Origin of the sequence: Streptomyces tagetis, from assembly GCF_018069565.1 — a bacterium.
Lineage (GTDB): Bacteria > Actinomycetota > Actinomycetes > Streptomycetales > Streptomycetaceae > Streptomyces > Streptomyces tagetis.
The window spans coordinates 96536-120223 of record NZ_JAGPNL010000001.1; the positions used below are offsets into that span (position 1 = coordinate 96536).

At 73.6% G+C, this 23688-nt stretch carries 19 protein-coding genes and 1 riboswitch; of the genes, 11 read left to right on the top strand and 8 right to left on the bottom strand.

All coding sequences use genetic code 11. The features are described from left to right. The first annotated feature begins 273 nt into the window (after positions 1 to 273). The 3 genes from J5Y05_RS00390 to J5Y05_RS00400 all read left to right on the top strand — a co-directional run bounded on the left by J5Y05_RS00390 (position 274) and on the right by J5Y05_RS00400 (position 4774). Complete coding sequence (locus J5Y05_RS00390) at positions 274 to 2397, top strand: DNA gyrase/topoisomerase IV subunit B (RefSeq protein ID WP_210867695.1); 2124 nt, start codon at positions 274 to 276, stop codon at positions 2395 to 2397. A gap of 224 nt (positions 2398 to 2621) precedes the next feature. Then, positions 2622 to 3185 (top strand): DUF485 domain-containing protein, encoded by a 564-nt coding sequence (locus J5Y05_RS00395; RefSeq protein WP_210867696.1) that lies wholly within the window; start codon positions 2622 to 2624, stop codon positions 3183 to 3185. Further along, the gene (locus tag J5Y05_RS00400; RefSeq protein WP_210867697.1) at positions 3182 to 4774 is read left to right on the top strand and encodes a monocarboxylic acid transporter; all 1593 of its coding nucleotides are present in this window, start codon (positions 3182 to 3184) and stop codon (positions 4772 to 4774) included. The genes J5Y05_RS00395 and J5Y05_RS00400 overlap by 4 nt, the downstream gene beginning before the upstream one ends. Positions 4775 to 4850: 76 nt before the next feature. Here J5Y05_RS00400 and J5Y05_RS00405 read toward each other — a convergent pair whose 3' ends face one another. The 3 genes from J5Y05_RS00405 to J5Y05_RS00415 all read right to left on the bottom strand — a co-directional run bounded on the left by J5Y05_RS00405 (position 4851) and on the right by J5Y05_RS00415 (position 8907). Next, positions 4851 to 5531, bottom strand: coding sequence for a response regulator (locus J5Y05_RS00405; RefSeq protein WP_210867698.1), 681 nt, complete (start codon positions 5529 to 5531; stop codon positions 4851 to 4853). Further along, a complete protein-coding gene (locus tag J5Y05_RS00410; protein ID WP_210867699.1) occupies positions 5528 to 7300 on the bottom strand; it encodes an ATP-binding protein in 1773 nt (590 codons plus the stop codon). Before J5Y05_RS00410 ends, J5Y05_RS00405 begins: the two co-directional genes overlap by 4 nt. Before the next feature lie 635 nt (positions 7301 to 7935). Further along, positions 7936 to 8907 (bottom strand): ferredoxin family protein, encoded by a 972-nt coding sequence (locus J5Y05_RS00415; protein ID WP_210867700.1) that lies wholly within the window; start codon positions 8905 to 8907, stop codon positions 7936 to 7938. A gap of 214 nt (positions 8908 to 9121) precedes the next feature. On the opposite strand from J5Y05_RS00415, the gene J5Y05_RS00420 reads away from it, so the two are divergent. Next, positions 9122 to 10306: a CobW family GTP-binding protein gene (locus tag J5Y05_RS00420; protein WP_210867701.1), complete on the top strand. Its 1185-nt coding sequence runs from the start codon at positions 9122 to 9124 to the stop codon at positions 10304 to 10306. Here the strand turns inward: J5Y05_RS00420 and J5Y05_RS00425 are convergent. After that, entirely contained in the window at positions 10303 to 12762 is a 2460-nt protein-coding gene (locus J5Y05_RS00425) for a DNA gyrase/topoisomerase IV subunit A (protein WP_210867702.1), read from the bottom strand. The two genes, J5Y05_RS00420 and J5Y05_RS00425, sit on opposite strands and share 4 nt — an antisense overlap. Before the next feature lie 285 nt (positions 12763 to 13047). Here J5Y05_RS00425 and J5Y05_RS00430 point away from each other — a divergent pair, with 285 nt between their 5' ends. From J5Y05_RS00430 to J5Y05_RS00440, 3 genes are all read left to right on the top strand, one after another. Continuing rightward, complete coding sequence (locus J5Y05_RS00430; protein WP_210867703.1) at positions 13048 to 14409, top strand: M16 family metallopeptidase; 1362 nt, start codon at positions 13048 to 13050, stop codon at positions 14407 to 14409. Further along, positions 14406 to 15794, top strand: a complete 1389-nt coding sequence (locus tag J5Y05_RS00435; RefSeq protein WP_210867704.1) for a M16 family metallopeptidase — start codon at positions 14406 to 14408, stop codon at positions 15792 to 15794. Before J5Y05_RS00430 ends, J5Y05_RS00435 begins: the two co-directional genes overlap by 4 nt. Positions 15795 to 15988: 194 nt before the next feature. After that, a riboswitch (cyclic di-AMP (ydaO/yuaA leader) is annotated at positions 15989 to 16151 on the top strand. Between the two features lie 12 nt (positions 16152 to 16163). Beyond that, entirely contained in the window at positions 16164 to 16928 is a 765-nt protein-coding gene (locus tag J5Y05_RS00440; protein ID WP_210867705.1) for a M23 family metallopeptidase, read from the top strand. A 143-nt stretch (positions 16929 to 17071) separates the two neighbouring features. Here the strand turns inward: J5Y05_RS00440 and J5Y05_RS00445 are convergent, their stop codons facing one another. Beyond that, the gene (locus tag J5Y05_RS00445; protein ID WP_210867706.1) at positions 17072 to 17353 is read right to left on the bottom strand and encodes an HPr family phosphocarrier protein; all 282 of its coding nucleotides are present in this window, start codon (positions 17351 to 17353) and stop codon (positions 17072 to 17074) included. A gap of 179 nt (positions 17354 to 17532) precedes the next feature. Between J5Y05_RS00445 and J5Y05_RS00450 the strand changes: the two genes are divergently transcribed. The 4 genes from J5Y05_RS00450 to J5Y05_RS00465 all read left to right on the top strand — a co-directional run bounded on the left by J5Y05_RS00450 (position 17533) and on the right by J5Y05_RS00465 (position 22922). Then, positions 17533 to 20373, top strand: a complete 2841-nt coding sequence (locus J5Y05_RS00450) for a bifunctional acetate--CoA ligase family protein/GNAT family N-acetyltransferase (RefSeq protein ID WP_210867707.1) — start codon at positions 17533 to 17535, stop codon at positions 20371 to 20373. A 71-nt stretch (positions 20374 to 20444) separates the two neighbouring features. Continuing rightward, the gene (locus J5Y05_RS00455) at positions 20445 to 21032 is read left to right on the top strand and encodes a DUF5998 family protein (protein ID WP_030422560.1); all 588 of its coding nucleotides are present in this window, start codon (positions 20445 to 20447) and stop codon (positions 21030 to 21032) included. Then, positions 21032 to 22225, top strand: a complete 1194-nt coding sequence (locus tag J5Y05_RS00460; protein WP_210867708.1) for an alkaline phosphatase family protein — start codon at positions 21032 to 21034, stop codon at positions 22223 to 22225. The genes J5Y05_RS00455 and J5Y05_RS00460 overlap by 1 nt, the downstream gene beginning before the upstream one ends. A gap of 46 nt (positions 22226 to 22271) precedes the next feature. Further along, a complete protein-coding gene (locus tag J5Y05_RS00465) occupies positions 22272 to 22922 on the top strand; it encodes a thymidine kinase (RefSeq protein ID WP_210867709.1) in 651 nt (216 codons plus the stop codon). On the opposite strand, the gene J5Y05_RS00470 is transcribed toward J5Y05_RS00465, so the two are convergent. From J5Y05_RS00470 to J5Y05_RS00480, 3 genes are read right to left on the bottom strand one after another with little or no spacing between them, the layout of a single operon-like run. Further along, positions 22912 to 23109 carry a DUF397 domain-containing protein gene (locus tag J5Y05_RS00470; RefSeq protein ID WP_210867710.1) on the bottom strand — a complete coding sequence of 66 codons (198 nt, stop codon included), beginning with the start codon at positions 23107 to 23109 and terminating at the stop codon, positions 22912 to 22914. The two genes, J5Y05_RS00465 and J5Y05_RS00470, sit on opposite strands and share 11 nt — an antisense overlap. Before the next feature lie 9 nt (positions 23110 to 23118). Further along, positions 23119 to 23316, bottom strand: coding sequence for a DUF397 domain-containing protein (locus tag J5Y05_RS00475; RefSeq protein ID WP_210867711.1), 198 nt, complete (start codon positions 23314 to 23316; stop codon positions 23119 to 23121). A 38-nt stretch (positions 23317 to 23354) separates the two neighbouring features. Then, the gene (locus J5Y05_RS00480; protein ID WP_210867712.1) at positions 23355 to 23681 is read right to left on the bottom strand and encodes a DUF397 domain-containing protein; all 327 of its coding nucleotides are present in this window, start codon (positions 23679 to 23681) and stop codon (positions 23355 to 23357) included. Between the last annotated feature and the right edge of the window lie 7 nt (positions 23682 to 23688).

The following is a 23688-nucleotide window of genomic DNA, read 5'->3' on the forward strand; positions in this document are numbered from 1 at the left end:
CGCGGTCGGTCGGTGTCGGTCCCGCCGGCTGGATTGCCGGTTTGTTCATGAGGACGTGCCCGGAGCCTAAATGGTTCATGCCTCGAAGGGAACGTGATGTGTACTTCACTCCCCCGGGGGATCGAACAGGCATACGACTCTGGACTAGGGTGGGTTCCGGGCGAGGGTGGTGTGACAACGGCTCTACCAGGGCTCGGTACCCTCCTACCGGTGAACGAAGCCACGGCCTTACCCAGTGGGGCCCCATCTGAAATTCAGCGAGGAGCGAACCGCGTGACCGCCGAGACGTCCGTGCCGTCCACTGCGCTGCTGGCAGGAGCAGACCGGGACGGGTCCAACTACACCGCTCGGCACCTTCTCGTCCTCGAAGGGCTCGAGGCCGTGCGCAAGCGGCCCGGCATGTACATCGGATCGACCGACAGCCGCGGTCTGATGCACTGCCTGTGGGAGATCATCGACAACTCCGTGGACGAGGCCCTCGGTGGCTACTGCGACCACATCGAGGTCGTCCTCCACGACGACGCCTCGGTCGAGGTCCGGGACAACGGCCGCGGCATCCCCGTCGACGTGGAGCCCAAGACCGGCCTGTCCGGCGTCGAGGTCGTCATGACCAAGCTGCACGCCGGCGGCAAGTTCGGCGGTGGCTCCTACGCGGCCTCCGGCGGTCTGCACGGCGTCGGCGCCTCCGTGGTGAACGCCCTCTCCGGCCGGCTGGACGTCGAGATCGACCGCGCCGGCCACACCCACGCCATCAGCTTCCGCCGCGGTGTCCCCGGCGCCTTCGCGGCCATGGGGCCGGACGCCAGGTTCGAGGCCCAGGGCGGACTGCGCAAGGGCAAGAAGATCCCCAAGAGCCGCACCGGCACCCGCGTGCGGTACTGGGCGGACCGGCAGATCTTCCTCAAGGACGCCCGGCTCTCCCTGGAGCACCTGCACCAGCGCGCCCGCCAGACCGCCTTCCTGGTGCCCGGCCTGACCATCGTCGTCCGCGACGAGCTGGGCCTCGGCGACGGCGGCAGCAAGGGCGAGGAGTCCTTCCGCTTCGACGGGGGCATCAGCGAGTTCTGCGAGTTCCTCGCGTCCGACCGGCCCGTCTGCGACGTGCTCCGCTTCAGCGGACAGGGCGCCTTCAAAGAGACCGTCCCGGTCCTGGACGAGCACGGCCAGATGACCCCCACCGAGGTCACCCGCGACCTCGGCGTCGACGTCGCCATGCGCTGGGGGACGGGGTACGACACCACGGTCCGCTCCTTCGTCAACATCATCGCCACCCCCAAGGGCGGCACCCACGTGGCCGGCTTCGAGCAGGCCGTCGCCAAGACGATGAACGAGGTGCTGCGCACCAAGAAGATGCTCCGGGTCGCCGAGGACGACATCGTCAAGGACGACGCCCTGGAGGGGCTGACCGCGGTCGTGACGGTCCGGCTGGCCGAGCCGCAGTTCGAGGGCCAGACCAAGGAGGTCCTCGGCACCTCGGCGGCCCGCCGCATCGTGAACAACGTCGTCACCAAGGAACTCAAGGCGTTCCTGACCTCCACCAAGCGCGACGACGCCCAGCAGGCGCGCGTCGTCCTGGAGAAGGCCGTCGCCGCCGCCCGTACCCGTATCGCCGCCCGTCAGCACAAGGACGCCCAGCGCCGCAAGACGGCCCTGGAGTCCTCCTCGCTCCCCGCGAAGCTGGCCGACTGCCGCAGCGACGACGTGGACCGCAGCGAGCTGTTCATCGTCGAGGGCGACTCCGCTCTCGGTACGGCCAAGCTCGCCCGGAACTCCGAGTTCCAGGCGCTGCTGCCGATTCGCGGCAAGATCCTCAACGTGCAGAAGTCGTCCGTGACCGACATGCTCAAGAACGCCGAGTGCGGCGCGATCATCCAGGTCATAGGAGCCGGGTCCGGCCGGACCTTCGACATCGACGCGGCCCGGTACGGCAAGATCATCATGATGACCGACGCCGATGTGGACGGCTCCCACATCCGCACCCTGCTGCTGACCCTCTTCCACCGCTACATGCGGCCCATGGTCGAGGCCGGCCGGGTCTTCGCCGCGGTGCCGCCGCTGCACCGCATCGAGCTGGTGCAGCCCAAGAAGGGCCAGGACAAGTACGTCTACACGTACTCCGACCGCGAGCTGCGCGACAAGCTCATGCAGTTCCAGACCAAGAACATCCGCTACAAGGACTCCATCCAGCGGTACAAGGGCCTGGGCGAGATGGACGCCGACCAGCTCGCCGAGACCACCATGGACCCGCGCCGCCGCACCCTGCGCCGGATCAACCTCACCGACCTGGAGTCCGCGGAGAACGTCTTCGACCTGCTGATGGGCAATGACGTCGCCCCCCGCAAGGAGTTCATCTCCAGCTCGGCTGCCACGCTGGACCGCTCGCGCATCGACGCCTAGCCGCGGCCGCGACCGCGACCACCCGGCAGGGGCCACGGGAGTCTCCCGTGGCCCCTGTTGCGTATGCGCCCGGTGAGGCGAGAGGGGTCAACGCCCCCACGCGGACGGCCCGTTACCCGGAACGGAAGGGACCGGTGGGATCATCGGCGACATACGTCACCTGATGGGGTGAAGTGCGGGGGGAAGGGGCGCGGGGGATCTTTCGGTTCTGCCCATCCTTGGGTATGCAGCCAAGCAACGATCTCCACCACGCCGCCGGAGGAGGTCCCGCGCGCACCGCCGGCCACACGGCCGGCCGGGGCCGGGCCCTCGCCGAGGCACCCGCGGACCCGGGGTACGACGACCCCTGGTACGACGCCCTCGCCTCCAACTGGGGCGAGGCGGCGGCCCCGGGAGGTCCCGCGGCGGCGGTGCCGTCGACGCGCCCGGACCGGGAGCCCCCGGCGCCCCGGGGCACGGCCGACGTGTACCTGGAGGTCCAGCGCTCCACCGCCTTCCAGGAGGTCCGCGCCCGGTACCGGAGATTCGTCGTCCCCGCCGTCACCGGCTTCTTCCTCTGGTACGTCGCCTACGTGGTGGCCGCCACGGCCGCCCCCGGCCTGATGGCCCGCCCCGTGGCCGGCGCGGTCAACGTGGCGATGGTCGCCGGGCTCGGGCAGTTCCTCACCACGTTCCTGCTCACCTGGGCCTACGCCCGCCACGCGCGGCTGCGCCGGGACCGTGCCGCCCTCGACCTGCGCTGGGACACCCAGGAGCTGACCCGCGGCCTCCAGAGCGGGGCGTCGTGAACGCCGACCACGAGAGACTGGCCCTGCTCCTCTGCAGCTCCTTCATCGCCGTCACCCTGGCGATCACCACCTGGGCCGGGCGCAAACGCCGGGGCTCCGCCGAGGAGTTCTACACCGGCGGGCGTCTGTTCACCCCGATGGAGAATGGTTTTGCCATCAGCGGCGACTACATGTCGGCCGCCTCCTTCCTCGGCATCTCCGGCCTCATCGCCCTCAACGGCTACGACGGCATGCTCTACTCGGTGGGCTTCCTGGTGGCCTGGCTGGTCGTCCTGATGCTCGTCGCCGAACTGGTCCGCAACTGCGGCCGGTTCACCCTCGCCGACGTCGTCGCCGCGCGCATGCGCGAGCGGCCGGTGCGGATCGCCACCGGCGCCTCCTCGGTCACCGTCTCCGTGCTCTACCTGGTCGCCCAGATGGTCGGCGCCGGCAGCCTCGTCGCCCTCCTGCTCGGCGGCACCGGCGAGGCGGCCCGCACCTGGACCGTCATCGGCGTCGGCGCGCTCATGGTGGTCTACGTGTCGCTGGGCGGGATGCGGGCCACCACCTGGATTCAGATCGTCAAGGCCGTCCTGCTGCTCGGCGGCACCCTCACCCTCACCGCGCTCGTCCTGGTCCGCTTCCACGGCGACCTGGACCGGCTGCTGCGCACCGCGGCCGAACGCAGCGGACACGGGGAGGCGTTCCTCGCACCGGGCCTCGCCTACGGCGGCGACTGGACCTCCCGCGTCGACTTCATGAGCCTCGGACTGGCGCTCGTGCTGGGCACCGCGGGGCTCCCGCACATCCTGTCCCGCTTCTACACCGTGCCCACCGCCCGCGCGGCCCGGCGCTCGGCCGTCTGGTCCATCGGCCTCATCGGCACCTTCTACCTGATGACGATCGTGCTCGGCTTCGGCGCCGCCGCCCTCGTCGGACCGGACGCCGTCCGCGCCTCCAACGCCGCCGGGAACACGGCCGTCCCGCTGCTCGCGCTCGACCTGGGCGGCGGCGCCGACTCGACCGGCGGCACCGTGCTCTTCGCGGTCGTCGCCGCCGTCGCCTTCGCCACCATCCTCGCGGTGGTCGCCGGCGTCACCCTGGCCTCCTCGGCCTCCGTCGCCCACGACCTCTACGCCGGCCTGCGCCGCCCGTCCGGACGCCGGCGCGGCGAGGTCACCGTGGCGCGGATCGCCGCCGTCGGCATCGGCGGGGTCGCCATCGGCCTCGGGCTGCTCGCCCGCGACCTCAACGTCGCCTTCCTGGTGGGCCTCGCCTTCGCGGTCGCCGCCTCCGCCAACCTGCCGGTGCTGCTCTACACGCTGTTCTGGCGCGGTTTCACCACCCGCGGTGCCGTGTGGGCCGTCTACGGCGGGCTCGTGCCGGCCGTCGTCCTCGTCCTGCTCTCGCCCGTGGTCTCCGGCAGCCCGCAGTCCCTCTTCCCGGGCGCCGACTTCCACCTCTTCCCGCTCCAGAACCCGGGCCTGATCTCCATCCCGCTGGGCTTCGCCGCGGGATGGATCGGCACCGTCACCTCGGCCGAACCACCGGACGAGGCCCGGCACGCCGAGGTCGAGGTGCGCTCCCTGACCGGCGCGGGGGCGGTGTAGCGGACGGCGGGGGCGGGGCCGGAACCGGGACCGGGAACGGGGGCGAGACCGGTGGCGGGGCCGGGCGCCGGCCGGATCAGGTGCCGGACGCCCACTCGTAGAGGTGCTCCGGTCGGCCGGCCTCGCCGTACTTGAGGGTGAGCCGGGCCCGGCCGGTGCGCTCCAGGAGCTTGAGGTAGCGCTGGGCGGTCTGGCGGCTCACCCCGGTCCGGTCCGCGATCTCCTGCGCGGAGAGCGGCCCGCCCGCCTTCACCAGGCACTGCCGGACCAGTTCGGCGGTGGTGGGGGAGTGTCCCTTGGGCAGCCCCGGCTGCGAGGGCGCCGACAGCGCGCCGAAGATGCGGTCCACCTCGGCCTGCTCGGCCTTGCCGCCGCCCTCCATGGTCCGATGCAGCCCCGCGTAAGCCTCCAGCCGGGACCGCAGCCCCGTGAACGTGAACGGCTTGACCAGATACTGCAACGCCCCGTGCCGCATCGCGGCCTGGACCGTCGACACGTCCCGCGCCGCCGTCACCATGATCACGTCGGTCTGGTGGCCGCGCCGCCGCATCTCCCGGACCACCTCCAGCCCGGTCCGGTCGGGCAGGTAGTGGTCGAGCAGGACCAGGTCCACGCGGGGCAGCGTCTCCAGCGCGCGCAGGGCGTCCCCGGCGTTGTGCGCCTCCCCGGCGACGTGGAAGCCGGGCACCTTGCCGACGTAGGCGGTGTTGACCCGGGCGACCCGTGTGTCGTCGTCCACGACCAGGACCTCGATCATCGGGACTCCTCCTCGGCGGCGGTACGGAACACGGCGGTGTCGGTGGTGGTGGGGCCGGTGCCTGCTGTACGGACCCTGGTGGCGGGCTCGGCCCCCGGCTCGGGACCGGGCTCCGGCTCGGGCCCTGCCTCCGGCTCCGGCCCCGGCTCCGACTCCGGCTCCGGCGGGGTGAGTGCCTCGGGCAGGACCACGACGAACTCCGCGCCCCCGCCCCGCGCCTCGACCGCGACGGCGCTGCCGCCCTGCCGTTCGGCGAGCCTGCGGACCAGGGACAGCCCGATCCCGCGCGGACGGTGCGCGGGCGGCTCCTTCGTGGACCAGCCCTCCGTGAAGACCAGTTCCCGGCGCTCCGGAGGGATGCCGGGCCCGGTGTCGCGCACCCGCAGCGTCGCGGACCGCCCCTCGGCCCGCACCTCGACCTCCACGCGCGCGTGGGGGGTGCCCGCGACCGCTTCCAGCGCGTTGTCGACCAGGTTCCCGACGATCGTGGCCAGCCCACGGGGATCGACGAGGCGGTCCGGCAGCCGGGTCCGGTCCGACACCCACAGGGCCACACCGCGCTCGGCGGCGACGGTCGCCTTGCCGACCAGCAGCGCGGCGAGGAGCGGGTCCCGGATGCGCTCGGCGATCTGCTCCGCGGTGGCCCGGTGGTCGCCGACGACCTCGCCGACGAACTCCACGGCCTCCTCGTACATCTCCAGTTCGAGCAGGCCCAGCAGGGTGTGCATGCGGTTGGCGTGCTCGTGGTCCTGGGCGCGCAGGGCGTCGATCAGGCCGCGGGTGGAGTCCAGTTCCCGGCCGAGCTGTTCCAGTTCGGTGCGGTCGCGCAGGGTGGCGACGGCGCCGCCGTCGTCGGTGGGCATCCGGTTGGCGACCAGGACGCGCCGGCCGCGCACCGTCAGCAGGTCGGTGCCGGTCACGCGCCCGGCCAGGACGTCGGCGGTGCGGCCGGCGCCGAGCGCCTCGTCGGGCCCGCGGCCGACCGCCTCGCCGCCGATGTCCAGCAGGCGCTGCGCCTCGTCGTTGAGGAGGCGGATACGGCCGCCGCGGTCCAGGGCGACGACGCCCTCCCGGATGCCGTGCAGCATGGCCTCCCGCTCGGCGAGGAGCGAGGCGATGTCGGAGAAGGCCAGGTCGCGGGTCTGCCGCTGGACCCGGCGCGAGACCAGCCAGGCGGCCAGCGCGCCGACGGCCAGGGCGCCGCCCGCGTACGCGAGCAGACCGGGGATGGCGTGGATCAGCCGCGCCCGCACGCTGTCGTAGGCGATGCCGACCGAGACGGCGCCCACGATGGTGCCGTCGCCGTCGCGCAACGGAACCTTGCCGCGGGCGGAGCGGCCCAGGGTGCCGCTGTCGATCTCCATGACCTCGTGCCCGGCCAGCGCGTCCCCGGGGTCGGTGGAGACCACCTCGCCGATCCGCCCGGGGTCGGTGTGCGACCAGCGCACCCCGCGCCGGTCCATCACGACGACGTACTCGGCCTGCGTGGCCTTGCGGATCAGCTCGGCCTCCCGCTGCACCGGCCCGTCCGGCGTCGGCGGGGTGCGCAGGTCCCGCACGATCTGCGGCTGCTGCGCGGTGGTCTGCGCGATGGCCAGGGCCCGGCGCATCGCCTGGTCGTCGAGCTGATCGCCGAGCGGCGCGAGGAAGAGGCCCGTGGCGAGCACCGTGACCCCCGCGGCCACCGCGAGCTGCATCAGCAGCACCTGCGAGAAGACCCGGCGGGGCAGGCCGAGTCGCAGGCGCCGGGTGGGGGGAGTGGCACTCATAGCCCTGAACCGTACGTGGGTACGGGCGGCGGGGCGTAGAGGGGTGCGGGGTCCCTCCGGGAGGGCCGGCCGGAAGGGGGCGTGCGCCCAGCCGGGGCGGGGAGAGCGCCGAGGGCCTTCCCTCTGCCCGGCGGGGCGGGGGCTCGGGGCATCGCGCGGGGCGCCTGGTCGGCGAGGCGGCTTGCCCGGCGCCGGATCTGTCGGCCGGAGAGGTCGCCTCCCTGGCGGGAACGGGAAGCCATCCGGGGCGGGAACGGGAAGCCGTCCGGCGGGGGATCGTCTCGGCGGGAGAGACGGCCCGTCCGTTACGGACCGCGCCGGCCGGAGCGGCCCGCCTCCCCGGCGGGAGCGCGGCGGGCACCCGGCGGGAGCGCCGGGGTCACCGAAGCTCGGCTCCGCCCCGCCCCGGCGGACCCGGTCTCCGTACGACGCCCGCCGTCCCGGTGAGCCGGTCTCCGTGCGACGCCTGCCGTCCCGCCGTCCCGGCCTCTGTACGACGCCCGCCGTCCCGCCGTCCCGGCCTCTGTACGACGCCCGCCGTCCCGGCGAGCCCGGCCCCAGCACGACGCCCGCCGTCCCGGCGAGCCCGGGGCCCCCGCAAGGCGACCGCCGTCAGCGCTCAGGTCGGCGCCCGGTCAGCCCGCCAGGGCTGCCGTCACCAGCAGTTCGCGTACCGCCGTGACCTCCATGCGGGCGGGCGTGCCCAGTACCGACGCCCCGCAGCTCTCCGGGCGCGGGGGCTGTGCGGCGCCCTGGGCGACGTGGACCCGCCAGTGCCGGCCGTCCACGTGGGCCACCGTGACCTCCCAGCCCGGCGCCGCCCCGCCCCCGTGGGCCCCGTCCCGTACCACGTCGGTGCGGACGACGATCAGTGCCTCGGCGGCGTCCACCCCGGCCGTGGAGCGCACCGCCAGCTCGGCGGCCTGGCCGGGCCGGTCCCACGCGGAGTTGCCGCGGCATCCGTCGACCTCGATCCGGGCCTCCCGCACCCCGTGCAGGATCTCCCGGACGTCGGCGGCCGTGATCCGGCCGTAGGCGTATCCGTACGGCAGGACGAGCATCGTCGGCGAGAAGCGGTGGCCGCCCAGGTGGGTGACCTCCCAGACCCCCTCGACGCCGGAGGCCGCCAGCTCCGCCGCCAGCGGACGGCCGAGCAGCGCGCAGCACCGGTCGCGTTTGCCGTTGGTGCAGACGAGCGCCAGCGGCGCACCGGTGTGGGGCCCTCCGCCCAGCACCGCGTCGAAGGTGCGGCGGTCGCCGCGGCCCAGGGCGGCGAAGTCCAGCCCGAGCAGCAGCCGCGGGTCGGTCACCGTGGCGCTGCGCAGCCACACGCCGCCGGGCGTGGTGTGCGCGGCGTACACACGGCGCTCGGCGCCGGTGCCGCGGTCGGCGTGGCGGCCGGGGCGGCGGATGAGCGCGACGCGCACGCCCGTCCCCTTGGCGGCGTTCTCCAGCGCGCGGCCCACCACCGGGTCCAGGTGGCTGGAAGTGAGCGCCTTGGCGCCCCACGGGCCGGGCTGTTCGAGCAGAAGCCAGGTCCTCGCGGCGGGCGCGGTGCCCGAAAGGGGCTCGTCGAGGTCCTGGGAGACGGTTGAGCACGTACTCACGCAGGTGAGCCTAACCTGAGTTGAGGCGAGGTGACTTCCAGCCGCGCCTGGGCGTTACTCCGACCGGGTGGTCGTACGCGCGCCCCTCTGAGGCCGTACGCCCTCGTCAGAGGCCCTGTCGGGGGCTCCGGGAGGCCGGGCGGCTCGTATGCTGAACAGGCGGTTCCGCGAGGGGCGCGGAACCGGAACGCACGGGTGAGAGAGAGGTCGCACGGTGGGGCAGCGCCCGACTCCGCAGCAGATCCCGGTGGTCGTCCTCGCCGGATTCCTCGGCTCCGGCAAGACCACCCTGCTCAACCACCTCCTCCATCGCAGCGGGGGCAGCCGGATCGGCGCCATCGTCAACGACTTCGGTTCCATCGAGATCGACGCGATGGCCGTCGCGGGCGCGCTCGGCGACTCCACCGTCTCGCTCGGCAACGGCTGCCTGTGCTGCGCCGTCGACGCGAGCGAACTGGACGTCTACCTGGAGCGGCTGGCCCGCCCCGACACCGGCGTCGACGTGATCGTCATCGAGGCGAGCGGCCTCGCCGAACCGCAGGAACTGGTGCGCATGCTGCTCGCCAGCGACCAGCCCCGGGTCGTCTACGGCGGGCTCGTCGAGGTCGTCGACGCCGCGGAGTTCGACGGCACCCGCGCCCGCCACCCCGAGATCGACCGGCACCTCGCGCTGGCCGACCTCGTCGTGGTCAACAAGACCGACCGGGCCCCGGACGCCGAACGCGTCCTCGACCTGGTCCGCTCCCTCGCCGACGGCGCCGCCGTGGTGCCGGCCGTCTACGGCCGGATCGACCCGGAGTTCCTCTTCGACTGCAAGCCGAGCGAGGAGCGCGTCGGCCAGCTCTCCTTCGACGACCTGCACGAACCCGGCGCGGACGGCGACCACGCCGACCACGTGCACGCGGCCTACGACACCCTGTCCTTCGTCTCCGGCCCGCCCCTCGACCCGCGCCGGCTGATGCGGTTCCTGGACGGCCGGCCCGACGGCCTGTACCGGATCAAGGGGTACGTCGACTTCGGCCCGCACGATCCCCGCAACCGGTACGCCGTGCACGCCGTCGGGCGCTTCCTGCGCTTCCGCCCCGAGCCCTGGCCGCCGGGCGAGCCCCGCCGCAGCCAACTGGTCCTCATCGGCACCGGCATCGACGGCCCGGCCCTCGCCGGGGAACTCGACGCGTGCCGCAGCGAGGCCCCCGAGCCGGACGAGCACGCCATGTGGGGGGTGCTGCGCTACGTCCCGGACCCGGAGGACGAGGAGCCGGCGCCGCCCACGGGCCGCCCGGAGACCTACGGGACCGACGGCATCGACGGCACCGACGGGACCTACGACACGGTCGTACCCTCCGGGCCGCCCGGGGACCCAGGGGACCCCGAGGACCCGGAGGACTACGGCTTCTAGCCAGGCGCCCCCGCCACCACCCCCACCGTCTGGGGCAGCGACACGCCCGAGCCGTCACGGCGCGGGTCGGTCTCCGGGAGCTGCGCCGGGGAGCCGTTCTTCTGCACGGCCTTGGCCGGGGACGCGCCCGCCCAGGCCAGGGCGAGGCAGTCCTCGCCCTTCAGGAAGCGCTGGCAGCGCACCCCGCCGGTGGCCCGGCCCTTGCGCGGATACTGGTCGAACGGGGTCAGCTTGGCCGTGGTCTGGACGGAGTCGTCGAGGGTGCCGCGCGAGCCCGCGACGGTGAGGACCACCGCGTCCGCCGCCGGGTCGACCACCGTGAAGGAGATGACCTTCGCGCCCTGGGAGAGCTTGACGCCCGCCATGCCGCCCGCGGGCCTGCCCTGCGGGCGGACCTGGGACGCCTGGTAGCGCAGCAGATGCGCGTCGTCGGTGATGAAGACGAGGTCCTCCTCGCCGGTGCGCAGCTCGGCCGCGCCGACGATCCGGTCGCCCTCCTTGAGGGTGATGACCTCCAACTCGTCCTTGCTCGACGGGTAGTCGGGCACCACCCGCTTGACCACACCCTGCTCGGTGCCGAGCGCGAGCCCCTGCGAGGACTCGTCCAGCGTGGTCAGGCAGACCACGCTCTCGTCGCCCTCCAGGGAGACGAACTCCGCCAGCGGCGCCCCGCCCGACAGGTTCGGTGTGGGCATCGGCTCGGGGAGCTGCGGCAGGTCCACCACGTTGACCCGCAGCAGCCGTCCTGCGGAGGTGACCACGCCGACCTCGCCGCGGATCGTGGCGGGCACCGCGGAGACGACGAGGTCGTGCGGGACGCGCTTGGCTCCGCCGTCCGAGGCCAGGGGCCGGTCGTCGGCGGTGCGGGCCAGCAGGCCGGTGGAGGAGAGCAGCACCCGGCACGGGTCGTCGGCCACCTGGAGCGGCACGGCGGCCACCGAGGCCCCGCTGGACTCCCGGAGGACCGTACGCCGGTCGGTGCCGAACTTCTTGGCCACCGCCGCCAGTTCGCCCGAGACCAGCTTGCGCAGCTCCGCGTCGGAATCGAGGATGCGGGTCAGCTCCGCGATCTCCTCGGTGAGCCGCTCCTTCTCCGCCTCCAGCTCGATCCGGTCGAACTTGGTCAGCCGCCGCAGCGGCGTGTCCAGGATGTACTGGGTCTGCACGTCGCTCAGCCCGAAGCGCTCGATCAGGCGCTCCTTGGCCTGCGCCGAGTTCTCGCTGGAGCGGATGAGGCGGATGACCTCGTCGATGTCGACGAGCGCGGTGAGCAGGCCCTCGACCAGGTGCAGGCGGTCGCGGCGCTTGCCGCGCCGGAACTCGCTGCGGCGCCGCACCACGGTGAAGCGGTGGTCGAGGTAGACCTCCAGCAGCTCCTTGAGGCCCAGGGTGAGCGGCTGGCCGTCCACCAGGGCCACGTTGTTGATGCCGAAGGACTCCTCCATGGCGGTCAGCTTGTAGAGCTGCTCCAGGACCGCCTCCGGCACGAAGCCGTTCTTGATCTCGATGACCAGGCGGAGCCCGTGCGCGCGGTCGGTGAGGTCCTTGACGTCGGCGATGCCCTGGAGCTTCTTCGAGCCCACCAGGTCCTTGATCTTGGCGATCACCTTCTCCGGGCCGACCGCGAAGGGCAGCTCCGTGACGACCAGGCCCTTGCGGCGGGCGGTCACCGTCTCCACCGACACCGTGGCGCGGATCTTGAAGGTGCCGCGGCCGGTCTCGTAGGCGTCCCGGATGCCGGAGAGGCCGACGACCTGGCCGCCGGTGGGCAGGTCGGGGCCCGGCACGTGCTTCATCAGGGCGTCGAGGTCGGCGTGCGGGTAGCGGATCAGGTGCCGGGCGGCGGCGATGACCTCGCGCAGGTTGTGCGGCGGCATGTTGGTGGCCATGCCGACGGCGATGCCGGAGGCGCCGTTGACCAGCAGGTTGGGGAAGGCGGCGGGCAGCGCCGCCGGTTCCCGCTCCTGGCCGTCGTAGTTGGGCGCGAAGTCGACCGTGTCCTCGTCGATGGACTCGGTCATCAGACTGGTGGCCGCGGCCATCCGGCACTCGGTGTACCGCATCGCGGCCGGCGGGTCGTCGTTGCCCAGCGAACCGAAGTTGCCGTGGCCGTCCACCAGCGGCACCCGCATGGAGAAGGGCTGCGCCATGCGCACCAGCGCGTCGTAGATCGAGGCGTCGCCGTGCGGGTGGAGCTTGCCCATCACCTCGCCGACCACGCGGGCGCACTTGACGTAACCGCGCTCGGGGCGCAGGCCCATCTCGTTCATCTGGTAGACGATGCGGCGGTGCACCGGCTTGAGGCCGTCGCGTGCGTCCGGCAGGGCACGGGAGTAGATGACCGAGTACGCGTACTCGAGGAAGGAGCCCTGCATCTCGTCGACGACGTCGATGTCGAGGATCTTCTCCTCGTACGCGTCGTCGGGCGGCGGGGTCTTCGTACTACGGCGGGCCATCGCTGCCGGCTCCTTGCTGAAGCGTGGACGGGGATCTGACGCGGACCATTGTGGACCGGGGCACCGACAGGGACCGACGGGGTCGCGTCACCGTCGGCCCGCCCGGCGCCGATCCGCAGCGTACGCCCTCGGCACCGGCACGCTCGCCACGGTCATCTCGCTGAGGGCGTACGAGGTGCGGGAACTTCACCGGCCGCCCGCGCGCTTGCATACAGTGGCGGGAACGGCGGGAATGCCGCAGTTCCGCGCGGTTCCGCAGAGTTTTTCGCGAGCGAAGGGACGTACATGCCCATGGGTCACACGGCCACAGCCCAGGCAGGCTCCGGGGGCCTGACAGCGACCGAGCACCGCCTGGCCAACGGCCTGCGCGTGGTGCTCTCCGAGGACCACCTGACCCCGGTCGCCGCGGTGTGCCTCTGGTACGACGTCGGTTCGCGCCACGAGGTCAAGGGACGCACCGGTCTGGCTCACCTCTTCGAGCACCTGATGTTCCAGGGCTCCGGACAGGTCAAGGGCAACGGGCACTTCGAACTGGTGCAGGGGGCCGGCGGCTCGCTCAACGGCACCACCAGCTTCGAGCGCACCAACTACTTCGAGACCATGCCCGCCCACGAGCTGGAGCTGGCGCTCTGGCTGGAGGCGGACCGCATGGGCTCCCTCCTCGCCGCCCTGGACGAGGAGTCGATGGAGAACCAGCGCGACGTCGTCAAGAACGAGCGCCGCCAGCGCTACGACAACGTGCCCTACGGCACCGCCTTCGAGCGCCTGACCGCCCTCTCCTACCCGGAGGGCCACCCCTACCACCACACGCCGATCGGCTCGATGGCCGACCTGGACGCGGCGACGCTGGAGGACGCGCGGGAGTTCTTCCGCACCTACTACGCGCCGAACAACGCGGTGCTCTCGGTCGTCGGCGACATCGACCCCGAGCAGACCCTCGCCTGGGTCGAGAAGTACTTCGGCTCCATCCCCGCCCACGACGGCAAGCCCGCCCCCCGGGACGGCACGCTGCCCGAGGTGATCGGCGAGCAACTGCGCGAGGTCGTCGAGGAGGAGGTCCCGGCCCGCGCCCTGATGGCCGCCTACCGGCTGCCGCACGACGGCACGCGCGCGTGCGACGCGGCCGACCTGGCCCTCACCGTCCTGGGCGGCGGCGAGTCCTCCCGCCTCTACAACCGCCTGGTGCGCCGCGACCGCACGGCCGTCGCCGCCGGTTTCGGCCTGCTGCGGCTGGCCGGGGCGCCCTCGCTGGGCTGGCTGGACGTGAAGACGTCCGGGGACGTCGAGGTCCCGGTGATCGAGGCCGCCGTCGACGAGGAACTGGCCCGCTTCGCCGAGGAGGGCCCCACCGACGAGGAGATGGAGCGCGCCCAGGCCCAGTTGGAGCGCGAGTGGCTGGACCGGCTCGGCACGGTCGCCGGCCGCGCCGACGAACTGTGCCGGTACGCCGTCCTGTTCGGCGACCCGCAGCTCGCCCTGACCGCCGTCGGGCGGGTGCTCGACGTGACGGCCGAGGAGGTGCGCGAGGTCGCCGCGGCCCGGCTGCGCCCCGACAACCGCGCGGTCCTCGTCTACGAGCCCACCGCCGCCGACAGCGACGCCGCCGAGACCGGCGCCACCGACGAGAACGAGGAGGCGGCCCAGTGACCGAGCTGGCCACCATGGAATTCCACCCCCGCCCGCAGGCCGGCGACGCCCGCCCCTGGGCCTTCCCGGCCCCCGAGCGGGGCAGCCTGGGCAACGGTCTGACGGTGCTGCGCTGCCACCGCCCCGGCCAGCAGGTCGTCGCCGTGGAGGTGCTGCTCGACGCGCCGCTGGAGGCCGAGCCGGCCGGACTCGACGGCGTCGCCACCGTCATGGCGCGGGCCTTCTCCGAGGGCACCGACAAGCACACCGCCGAGGAGTTCGCCGCCGAGCTGGAGCGCTGCGGCGCCACCCTCGACGCGTACGCCGACCACCCCGGCGTCCGGCTGAGCCTGGAGGTGCCGGTCTCCCGGCTCGCCAAGGCCCTCGGCCTGGTCGCCGACGCCCTGCGGGCGCCCGCCTTCGCCGACGGCGAGGTCGAGCGGCTGGTGCGCAACCGGCTCGACGAGATCCCGCACGAGCTGGCCAACCCCGCGCGCCGCGCCGCCAAGGAGCTGTCCAAGGAGCTGTTCCCGGCCGCCTCGCGCATGTCCCGGCCGCGCCAGGGCACCGAGGAGACGGTCGCCGCCGTCGACTCGGCCGCCGTCCGCGCCTTCTACGAGCGCCACGTCCGCCCCGCCACCGCCACCGCCGTGGTCGTCGGCGACCTCACCGGCCTCGACCTGGACGCCCTGCTCGCCGACACCCTGGGCGCCTGGACCGGCTCCACGGCCGAGCCGCGCCCGGTGCCGCCGGTGACCGCCGACGACACCGGCCGCGTCGTCATCGTGGACCGCCCCGGCGCCGTCCAGACCCAGGTGCTGATCGGCCGCACCGGCGCCGACCGGCACGACCGCGTCTGGCCCGCGCAGGTGCTCGGCACCTACTGCCTCGGCGGCACCCTCACCTCCCGGCTGGACCGCGTCCTGCGCGAGGAGAAGGGCTACACCTACGGCGTGCGCGCCTTCGGCCAGGTGCTGCGCTCCGCGCCCGACGGCACCGGCGCCTCGATGCTCGCCATCAGCGGCTCCGTCGACACGCCCAACACCGGCCCCGCCCTGTCGGACCTGTGGACGGTGCTGCGCACGCTCGCCGCGGACGGGCTGACCGACGCCGAGCGCGACGTGGCCGTGCAGAACCTGGTGGGGGTGGCGCCGCTCAAGTACGAGACGGCGGCGGCCGTCGCCGGCACCCTGGCCGACCAGGTCGAGCAGCACCTGCCCGACGACTACCAGGCCGCCCTGTACCGGCAGCTCGCCGCGACGGGCACCGTGGAGGCCACGGCGGCGGTCGTCAACGCCTTCCCGGTGGACCGCCTGGTGACCGTCCTGGTCGGCGACGCCGCCCGGATCAAGGCGCCCGTGGAGGCCCTGGGCATCGGCGAGGTGACGGTCGTACCGGCCGAGTGACCGGCTCCGCGCGTGCGCGGCGGCCCCGGTGGCAGGGCGTCACCGGGGCCGCCCCGTGTCCGAATTGCGGGGGAGGCTGCCCGTCTGCCCTGTGGCGTACGCTACAAAACCCTTGGTGCGTTTGAGGATTGACGCCGGCCCCGTTTAGCGTCGTCCGGGCTGTTCGTCAGGCAGTGCGCCGCGCCCGCGGCACCGGACAGCCATCGCCGAGTCCCCGTACGGCGCGAGCCAGGGGAGCCGGGGACCCGTGCAGTCCCTGGGGTGAATCGGACGCCCGCGCTCACGCGAGGGGGCCCGTAGGAGACCTTCCTGCTCCGAACCCGTCAGCTAACCCGGTAGGCGAGAGGGAAGGAAAGGACCAGCCTCTACATGGCGTTCACGCGCGCCACCGGGAAGCACCGCCGCCCCGGCCGGATGCACCGCACCACCGCCCGCGCGGCGGGTGTCGCGGCCCTCGCCACCGGCGGAGTGGTCGGCAACCTCGCGGCCCCGGCCCTCGCCGACGAGCCGTCCCCCGAGCAGACCGGGCTCACCCCGGTCGTCACCATCGGGGACTCCGTCGCCGAAGAGGTCGACGCCCAGGCCGAGTCGCAGAAGCAGGCCGCGCAGCACACCGCCGCCCGGGAGGCCGCGCAGAAGGCCGCCCGCGAGCGGGCCGCCGAGGCCGCCGCGGAGGCCCGCGAGGCCCAGGAGCGCGCCGCCCGGGAGGCCGAGCGCGAGCGCCTGAACACCTTCGTCGCGCCGATCGACGGTTCCTACGTCTCCACCGCCTACGGGGCCGGCAGCGCCCTGTGGTCCTCCGGCAGCCACACCGGCATCGACTTCCACGCCGCCACCGGCACCCCGGTGCGGTCGGTCGGCACCGGCACGGTCGTCGAGGCCGGCTGGGGCGGCGCCTACGGCTACCAGGTCGTGATCAAGATGCACGACGGCACGTACACCCAGTACGGCCACCTGTCGTCCATCGGCGTCTCGGCGGGCCAGGATGTCACCCCCGGCGAGCAGATCGGCCTGGCCGGCGCCACCGGCAACGTCACCGGACCGCACCTGCACTTCGAGGCCCGTTCGGGCGCCGACTACGGCACCGACATGGACCCCGCCGCCTACCTGCGCGGCCACGGCGTCGCGATCTGACCCCGCGCGCCCGCGCGGCACGACGGAAGCGGAACCACGGGACCGGCACGACGGGACCGGAACCACGGAAAGGGGCCCGCCCGAGTCTCCTCGGGCGGGCCCCTTCCGTGTCGCGGGGCGGCGCCGCGCGCCGCGTCCCCGGGTCAGACGGTCTCGGGAAGCTCCTCAAGACCCTCGGCGACCAGCTTGGCCAGCCGGTCGAGGGCGACGTCCGCGCCCTCGGCGTCGGAGGCGAGGACGATCTCCTCGCCGCCCTGGGCGCCCAGGCCCAGGACGGCCAGCATGGAGGCCGCGTTGACGGGGGTGCCGTCGGCCTTGGCGATCGTCACCGGGACGCCTGTGGCCGTGGCGGCTCGGACGAAGATGGAGGCGGGGCGGGCATGGAGACCCTCGGCCCAGCCGACGTTGACGCGGCGCTCAGCCATGTGATGCTGCCCTTTCACGGTTCAAGGTTGTCTAGACCAGTTTTCCCTATGGTAAAGCGGGTCCGAACGGGCGTGTGACGCCCGCCGGGGTGGCGCCCGGACCGCGGCCTCGGTCCGGTCTTCCGTCCCTGACAGCCTGCCCGGACCCCCTGTCGTACGCGAGCCGTACGCTGGGGCCCATGCAGACCTCGCCGGACCGGCACGAGTATCCCGCCCACTGGGAGGCCGACGTGGTGCTGCGCGACGGCGGCACCGCGCGCATCCGCCCCATCACCGTCGATGACGCCGAGCGCCTGGTCAGCTTCTACGAGCAGGTTTCCGACGAGTCGAAGTACTACCGCTTCTTCGCGCCGTACCCTCGCCTGTCCGCCAAGGACGTCCACCGCTTCACCCACCACGACTTTGTGGACCGGGTGGGACTCGCGGCCACCATCGGCGGCGAGTTCATCGCCACCGTACGCTACGACCGGATCGGCGCCGACGGAACACCCGCTTCCTCCCGTCCCGCCCCCGGCGGCGGCACCGCGCCGCCCGTCTCCGACGAGGCCGAGGTCGCCTTCCTGGTCCAGGACGCCCACCAGGGCCGAGGCGTCGCTTCCGCCCTGCTGGAGCACATCGCCGCCGTCGCCCGCGAGCGCGGCATCCGCCGCTTCGCCGCCGAGGTGCTGCCCGCCAACAACAAGATGATCAAGGTGTTCACGGACGCCGGCTACACCCAGAAGCGCAGCTTCGAGGACGGCGTCGTCCACCTCGAACTCGACCTCGAACCGACCGACCGCTCCCTCGCCGTGCAGTACGCGCGCGAGCACCGCGCCGAGGCCCGCTCCGTGCAGCGCCTGCTCCAGCCCGGCTCCGTCGCCGTCATCGGCACCGGCCGCGCCCCCGGCGGCGTCGGCCGCGGCGTCCTGGACAACCTGCGCGGGGCCGGCTTCACCGGCCGCCTGCACGCGGTGAACCGCTCCTTCCCCGAGGACCTGCGGGAGCTGGACGGCGTGCCCGCCCACCGCTCGGTCGCCGAGATCGACGGCCCGGTCGACCTCGCCGTGATCACCGTGCCCGCCGCCCAGGTCCCCGAGGTCGTCGCCGACTGCGGCGAACACGGCGTCCAGGGCCTCGTCGTGATCTCCGCCGGGTACGCGGAGAGCGGCGCCGAGGGACGCGAGCGCCAGCGCGCCCTGGTGCGCCAGGCCCGTTCGTACGGCATGCGCGTCATCGGACCCAACGCCTTCGGCGTGATCAACACCGCCCCCGGCATCCGGCTCAACGCCTCCCTCGCCCCCGAGATGCCGCGCCCCGGCCGCATCGGCCTGTTCGCCCAGTCCGGCGCCATCGGCATCGCCCTGCTCGCCCGGATCGAGCGGCGCGGCGGCGGGGTGACCGGCGTCACCGGCGTCTCCACCTTCGTGTCCTCCGGGAACCGGGCCGACGTCTCCGGCAACGACGTCCTCCAGTACTGGTACGACGACCCGGACACGGACGTCGCCCTGATGTACCTGGAGTCGATCCGCAATCCGCGCAAGTTCACCCGCCTGGCCCGGCGCACCGCCGCCGCCAAGCCGCTGGTGGTGGTGCAGGGCGCCCGGCACGGCGGCGCGGCGCCCCAGGGGCACGCCGTCCGCGCGACCCGGCTGCCGCACGCCACCGTCTCCGCGCTGCTGCGGCAGGCCGGCGTGATCCGCGTCGACACCATCACCGAGCTGGTCGACGCCGGGCTCCTCCTCGCCCGCCAGCCGCTGCCCGCCGGCCCGCGAGTCGCGATCCTCGGCAACTCCGAGTCGCTCGGCCTGCTCACCTACGACGCCTGCCTCTCGGAGGGACTGCGCCCGCAGCCCCCGCAGGACCTCACCACGGCCGCCGCCCCGGCCGACTTCCACGCCGCGCTCTCCCGGGCACTCGCCGACGACACCAGCGACGCCGTGGTGGTCACCGCCATCCCGACGCTGGGGGAGGGCTCGGCCGGGGACGCCGCCCTCGCCGAGGCCCTGCGCTCGGCCGCCGCCGCCGTCCCCGACAAGCCGGTACTCGTCGTCCACGTGGAGCTGGGCGGCCTCGCCCAGGCCCTGTCCGCCGCCGCGAGCACCGCCCCGCAGGCCACCGCCGCGGGCGGCCCCCGCCCCGCCACCGCCGGGCACCCCGCCGTCCCCGCCCCCGACGGCGCCCACCTCATCCCCGCCTACCCCGCCGCCGAACGCGCGGTCCGCGCCCTCGCCGAGGCCGTCTCCTACGCCCAGTGGCGGCGCGAGTCCGCCGACCCCGGCAGGGTGCCGGAGTACGAGGACATCGACGAGAAGGGCGCCGCCGCTCTGATCGAGGGCCACCTCACCCGGGGCCAGGGGCTCACCCTCTCCACCGAGCAGACCTGCGACCTCCTCGCCCGGTACGGCGTCGACGTCCACCGCGCCCTGCCCGCCCCCACCCCCGACGACGCCGTCGCCGCCGCCCGCGCCCTCGGCTACCCGGTCGCCCTCAAGGCCACCGCCCCGCACCTGCGCCACCGCGCCGACCTCGGCGGGGTGCGCCTCGACCTCGCCGACGAGGAGCAACTGCGCCGGGCCTACACCGAGCTGACCGAGCTGTTCGGCCGGCCCGGGGAGCTGCGGCCGGTGGTCCAGCGGATGGCGCCGCGCGGCGTGGACACCGTCGTCCGCGCGGTCATCGACCCGGCGGCGGGGGCGGTGCTCTCCTTCGGCCTCGCCGGAGCCGCCACCCAGCTCCTCGGCGACACCGCCCACCGGCTGATACCGGTCACCGACCGGGAGGCCGCCACGCTGGTCCGCGCCGTCCGCACCGCCCCGCTGCTCTTCGGCTGGCGCGGCTCCGCCCCCGTCGACACCCCCGCCCTGGAGGAACTGCTGCTGCGCGTCTCGCGGCTGGTGGACGACCATCCGGAGGTCGTCGCGGTGACCCTGGAACCCGTCGTCGTGGCCCCGCACGGGCTGAGCGTCCTCGGCGCCAGTGTCCGCCTCGCACCCCCGCCGGCCAGGGACGACCTCGGTCCCCGGACACTCCCGGCGTACTGAGCGCACACGGACGGGCACGGAGACGGCACGAGCGTGCCGCGCAGTCGGCACGCCACCGTAGGATGGACCGCATGGCCAAGACCAGTACGACGACCCAGGGGCTGCGCGCGGCGATCGAACGCAGTGGTTACTACCCGGCCCTCGTGGCCGAGGCGGTGGAAGCCGCCGTGGGCGGCGAGCCGGTTCGGTCGTACCTGGTCCACCAGGAGACGACGTTCGACCAGAACGAGGTGCGCCGGCACGTGACGGTGCTCGTCCTCACCGGCAACCGCTTCATCGTCAGCCACACCGACGAGCAGGCCGCCGACGACACCTCCCCGACGCCCTACGCGACCACGTCCACCGAGTCGGTCAAGCTCGGCCGGATCTCGTCCATCGTGGTCAGCCGCGTCGTCGCCAACCCCGAGCAGTACACCCCGGGGACCCTGCCCCGGGAGATCGTGCTCACCATCGGCTGGGGCGCCGTCTCCCGCCTCGACCTGGAGCCCGCCGCCTGCGGCGACCCCAACTGCGAGGCCGACCACGGCTACACCGGCAGCTCCACCGCCGACGACCTCAGCCTGCGGGTCAGCGAGGCGGGCGACGGGCCGGAGACGGTGCGCCAGGCGCTCACCTTCGCCCAGGCCCTGTCCGAGGCGACCGCGGACCCCGCGCGCTGATGGCGCAGCCCACCGCCTGGGACACCCACCCGGAACCGCTGCCCGTCGCCTCGGCCCCCGTCCCCGAGTACGGCACCGGCTCCCTCGCCGACCTGCTGCCGACGCTCGCCGCCGGCATGGGCGTGCCCGGCATGACCGCCGGCATCACGGAGCTGGCCCCCGCCGACCGCAACTGCGTCTTCCTGATCGACGGCCTCGGCTGGGAGCAGCTCCGCGCCCACCCCGCCGAGGCCCCCTTCATGACCTCGCTGCTGGCCAGTTCCCGAGGCGGCACCGGACGCCCCGTGACCGCCGGGTTCCCGGCGACCACGGCGACCTCCCTCGCCTCCGTCGGCACCGGCCAGGTGCCCGGCGCGCACGGCCTCCTGGGTTACACGGTGCGCAACCCGGACACCGGCGCGCTGATGAACCAGCTCCGCTGGCAGCCGTGGACCGAGCCCGCCCTCTGGCAGCCCCACCCCACCGTCTTCCGGCTCGCCCAGGACGCCGGCGCGCACGCCGCCCAGGTCTCCTCGCCCACCTTCGAGACCACCCCGCTCACCCGGGTCGCGCTCAGCGGCGGCACCTTCCACGGCCGCCTCTCGGGCGAGGACCGCATGGACCTCGCCGCCCGCCAACTCGCCGGCGCCGACCGCGCGCTGGTCTACACGTACTACGCCGAGGTCGACGGCGCGGGCCACCGCTACGGCGTCGACTCCGACGAGTGGCGCGGCCGGCTCTCCCACGTCGACGGGCTGGTCCGCCGCCTCGCCGAGCAACTGCCCCCGCGCAGCGCCCTGTACGTCACCGCCGACCACGGCATGGTCGACGTGCCCTTCGACGAGGAACACCGCCTCGACTTCGACGAGGACTGGGAGTTGCGCGCCGGCGTCGCCCTCCTCGGCGGCGAGGGCCGCGCCCGGCACGTCTACGCGGTGCCCGGCGCCGCCGGCGACGTGCTGGCCTGTTGGCGCGAAGTGCTCGGCGAGAGCTTCTGGATCGCCTCGCGCGACGAGGCGGTCGACGCGGGCTGGTTCGGCCCGCGGGTCGACGCGCGGGTCCGCGACCGGATCGGCGACGTGGTCGCCGCCGCCCGCGACGACGTCCTGATCATCGCCTCCGAACGGGAGCCGAACGAGTCGGCGATGGTGGGCAACCACGGCTCGATGACCCCCGCCGAGCAGTTCGTCCCGCTGCTCGAAGTACGCTCCTGACCCTCCCGGCCGCCCACCCCCCACGCCGAAAGGTGCCCCACCCCTCATGCCCGAGCTGGTGTTCTTCTCCGGAACGATGGACTGCGGGAAGTCGACACTGGCTCTCCAGATCGAGCACAACCGTTCCGCGCGCGGACTGGCCGGGCTGATCTTCACCCGCAACGACCGCGCGGGCGAGGGCAAGCTCTCCTCACGCCTCGGCCTGGTGACCGACGCGGCGGAGGTCGAGGAGGGGCAGGACCTCTACGCCCACGTCGTCGACCACCTCTCGCGGGGCGGGCGCGCGGACTACGTGATCGCGGACGAGGCGCAGTTCCTCGCGCCGGACCAGATCGACCAGCTCGCCCGCGTCGTCGACGACCTCGACATCGACGTCTACGCCTTCGGCATCACCACCGACTTCCGCACCAAGCTCTTCCCCGGCTCCCAGCGGCTGGTCGAACTCGCCGACCGCGTCGAGGTGCTCCAGGTGGAGGCCCTGTGCTGGTGCGGAGCCCGCGCCACGCACAACGCCCGTACGGTCGGCGGGGTGATGGTGGTCGAGGGCGCCCAGGTGGTGGTCGGCGACGTCACCGACTCGGTGGACGAGATCGGCTACGAGGTCCTGTGCCGCCGCCACCACCGCCGCCGCACCACGGCGGCAACGGCCCGAGCGGCAGCCCTCTCCCCGGACGTCCTCCCCATCGTCACGGACTGACGGGCCCACCCACCGCGAGCCCGAGAAACCGACGCCACACATCCCGCGAGACGACGAGGACGGGCCCGCCGACATCCTTGGAGTCCCGCACACGGACGCCCACTCCGGCGGCGACCTCGACACAATCCCCACCTTCGGTGCCGCTGTGGCTGCTCTTGAACCAGGACGTACCTTCGGCGGTCTCCATACCTCTCCCTCACCCGCGCGGCTGCGACGACACAAGCCCGAGGAACCCCGCCCAGGCGCTACGCGAGACGGCAACAACGGGCCCACCGACGGCTTTGGAGTCCCGGACACGCACAACCGCCGTGGCAGCCGCAACCTCTACGCATTCGCCGCCTTCGGTTCCGCTGCGGCTGCTCTTGAACCATGTTGGTGGTACGGCGGTGTTCATGGTTTCCTCCCGGCTTCTCGACGACAGCGGTGCCTGCGTCAGCCGCGAGGCTGCGACGACGCGAGTCCGAGGAACCCTGCCCAGGCCCCCCGCGAGACGGCAACGACCGGCCCGGCGACGACTTTGGAGTCCCGCACACGGACTACCGCTCCGGCGGTGACCTCCACGCAATCGCCCCCTTCCGCTCCGCTGTGGCTGCTCTTGAACCAGGAGGGGTGCGCGGTAAGCACGGCCGCGGCAGCGGCCTTGGAGTCCCGGACATGTACGACCGTGCCGAAGGCGACCTCTACACATCGGCCGCCTTCGGCACCGCTGTGGCTGCTCTTGAACCAGGCCAAGGGCTCGATGGCGCTCAAGGCGCTCATGACCCCT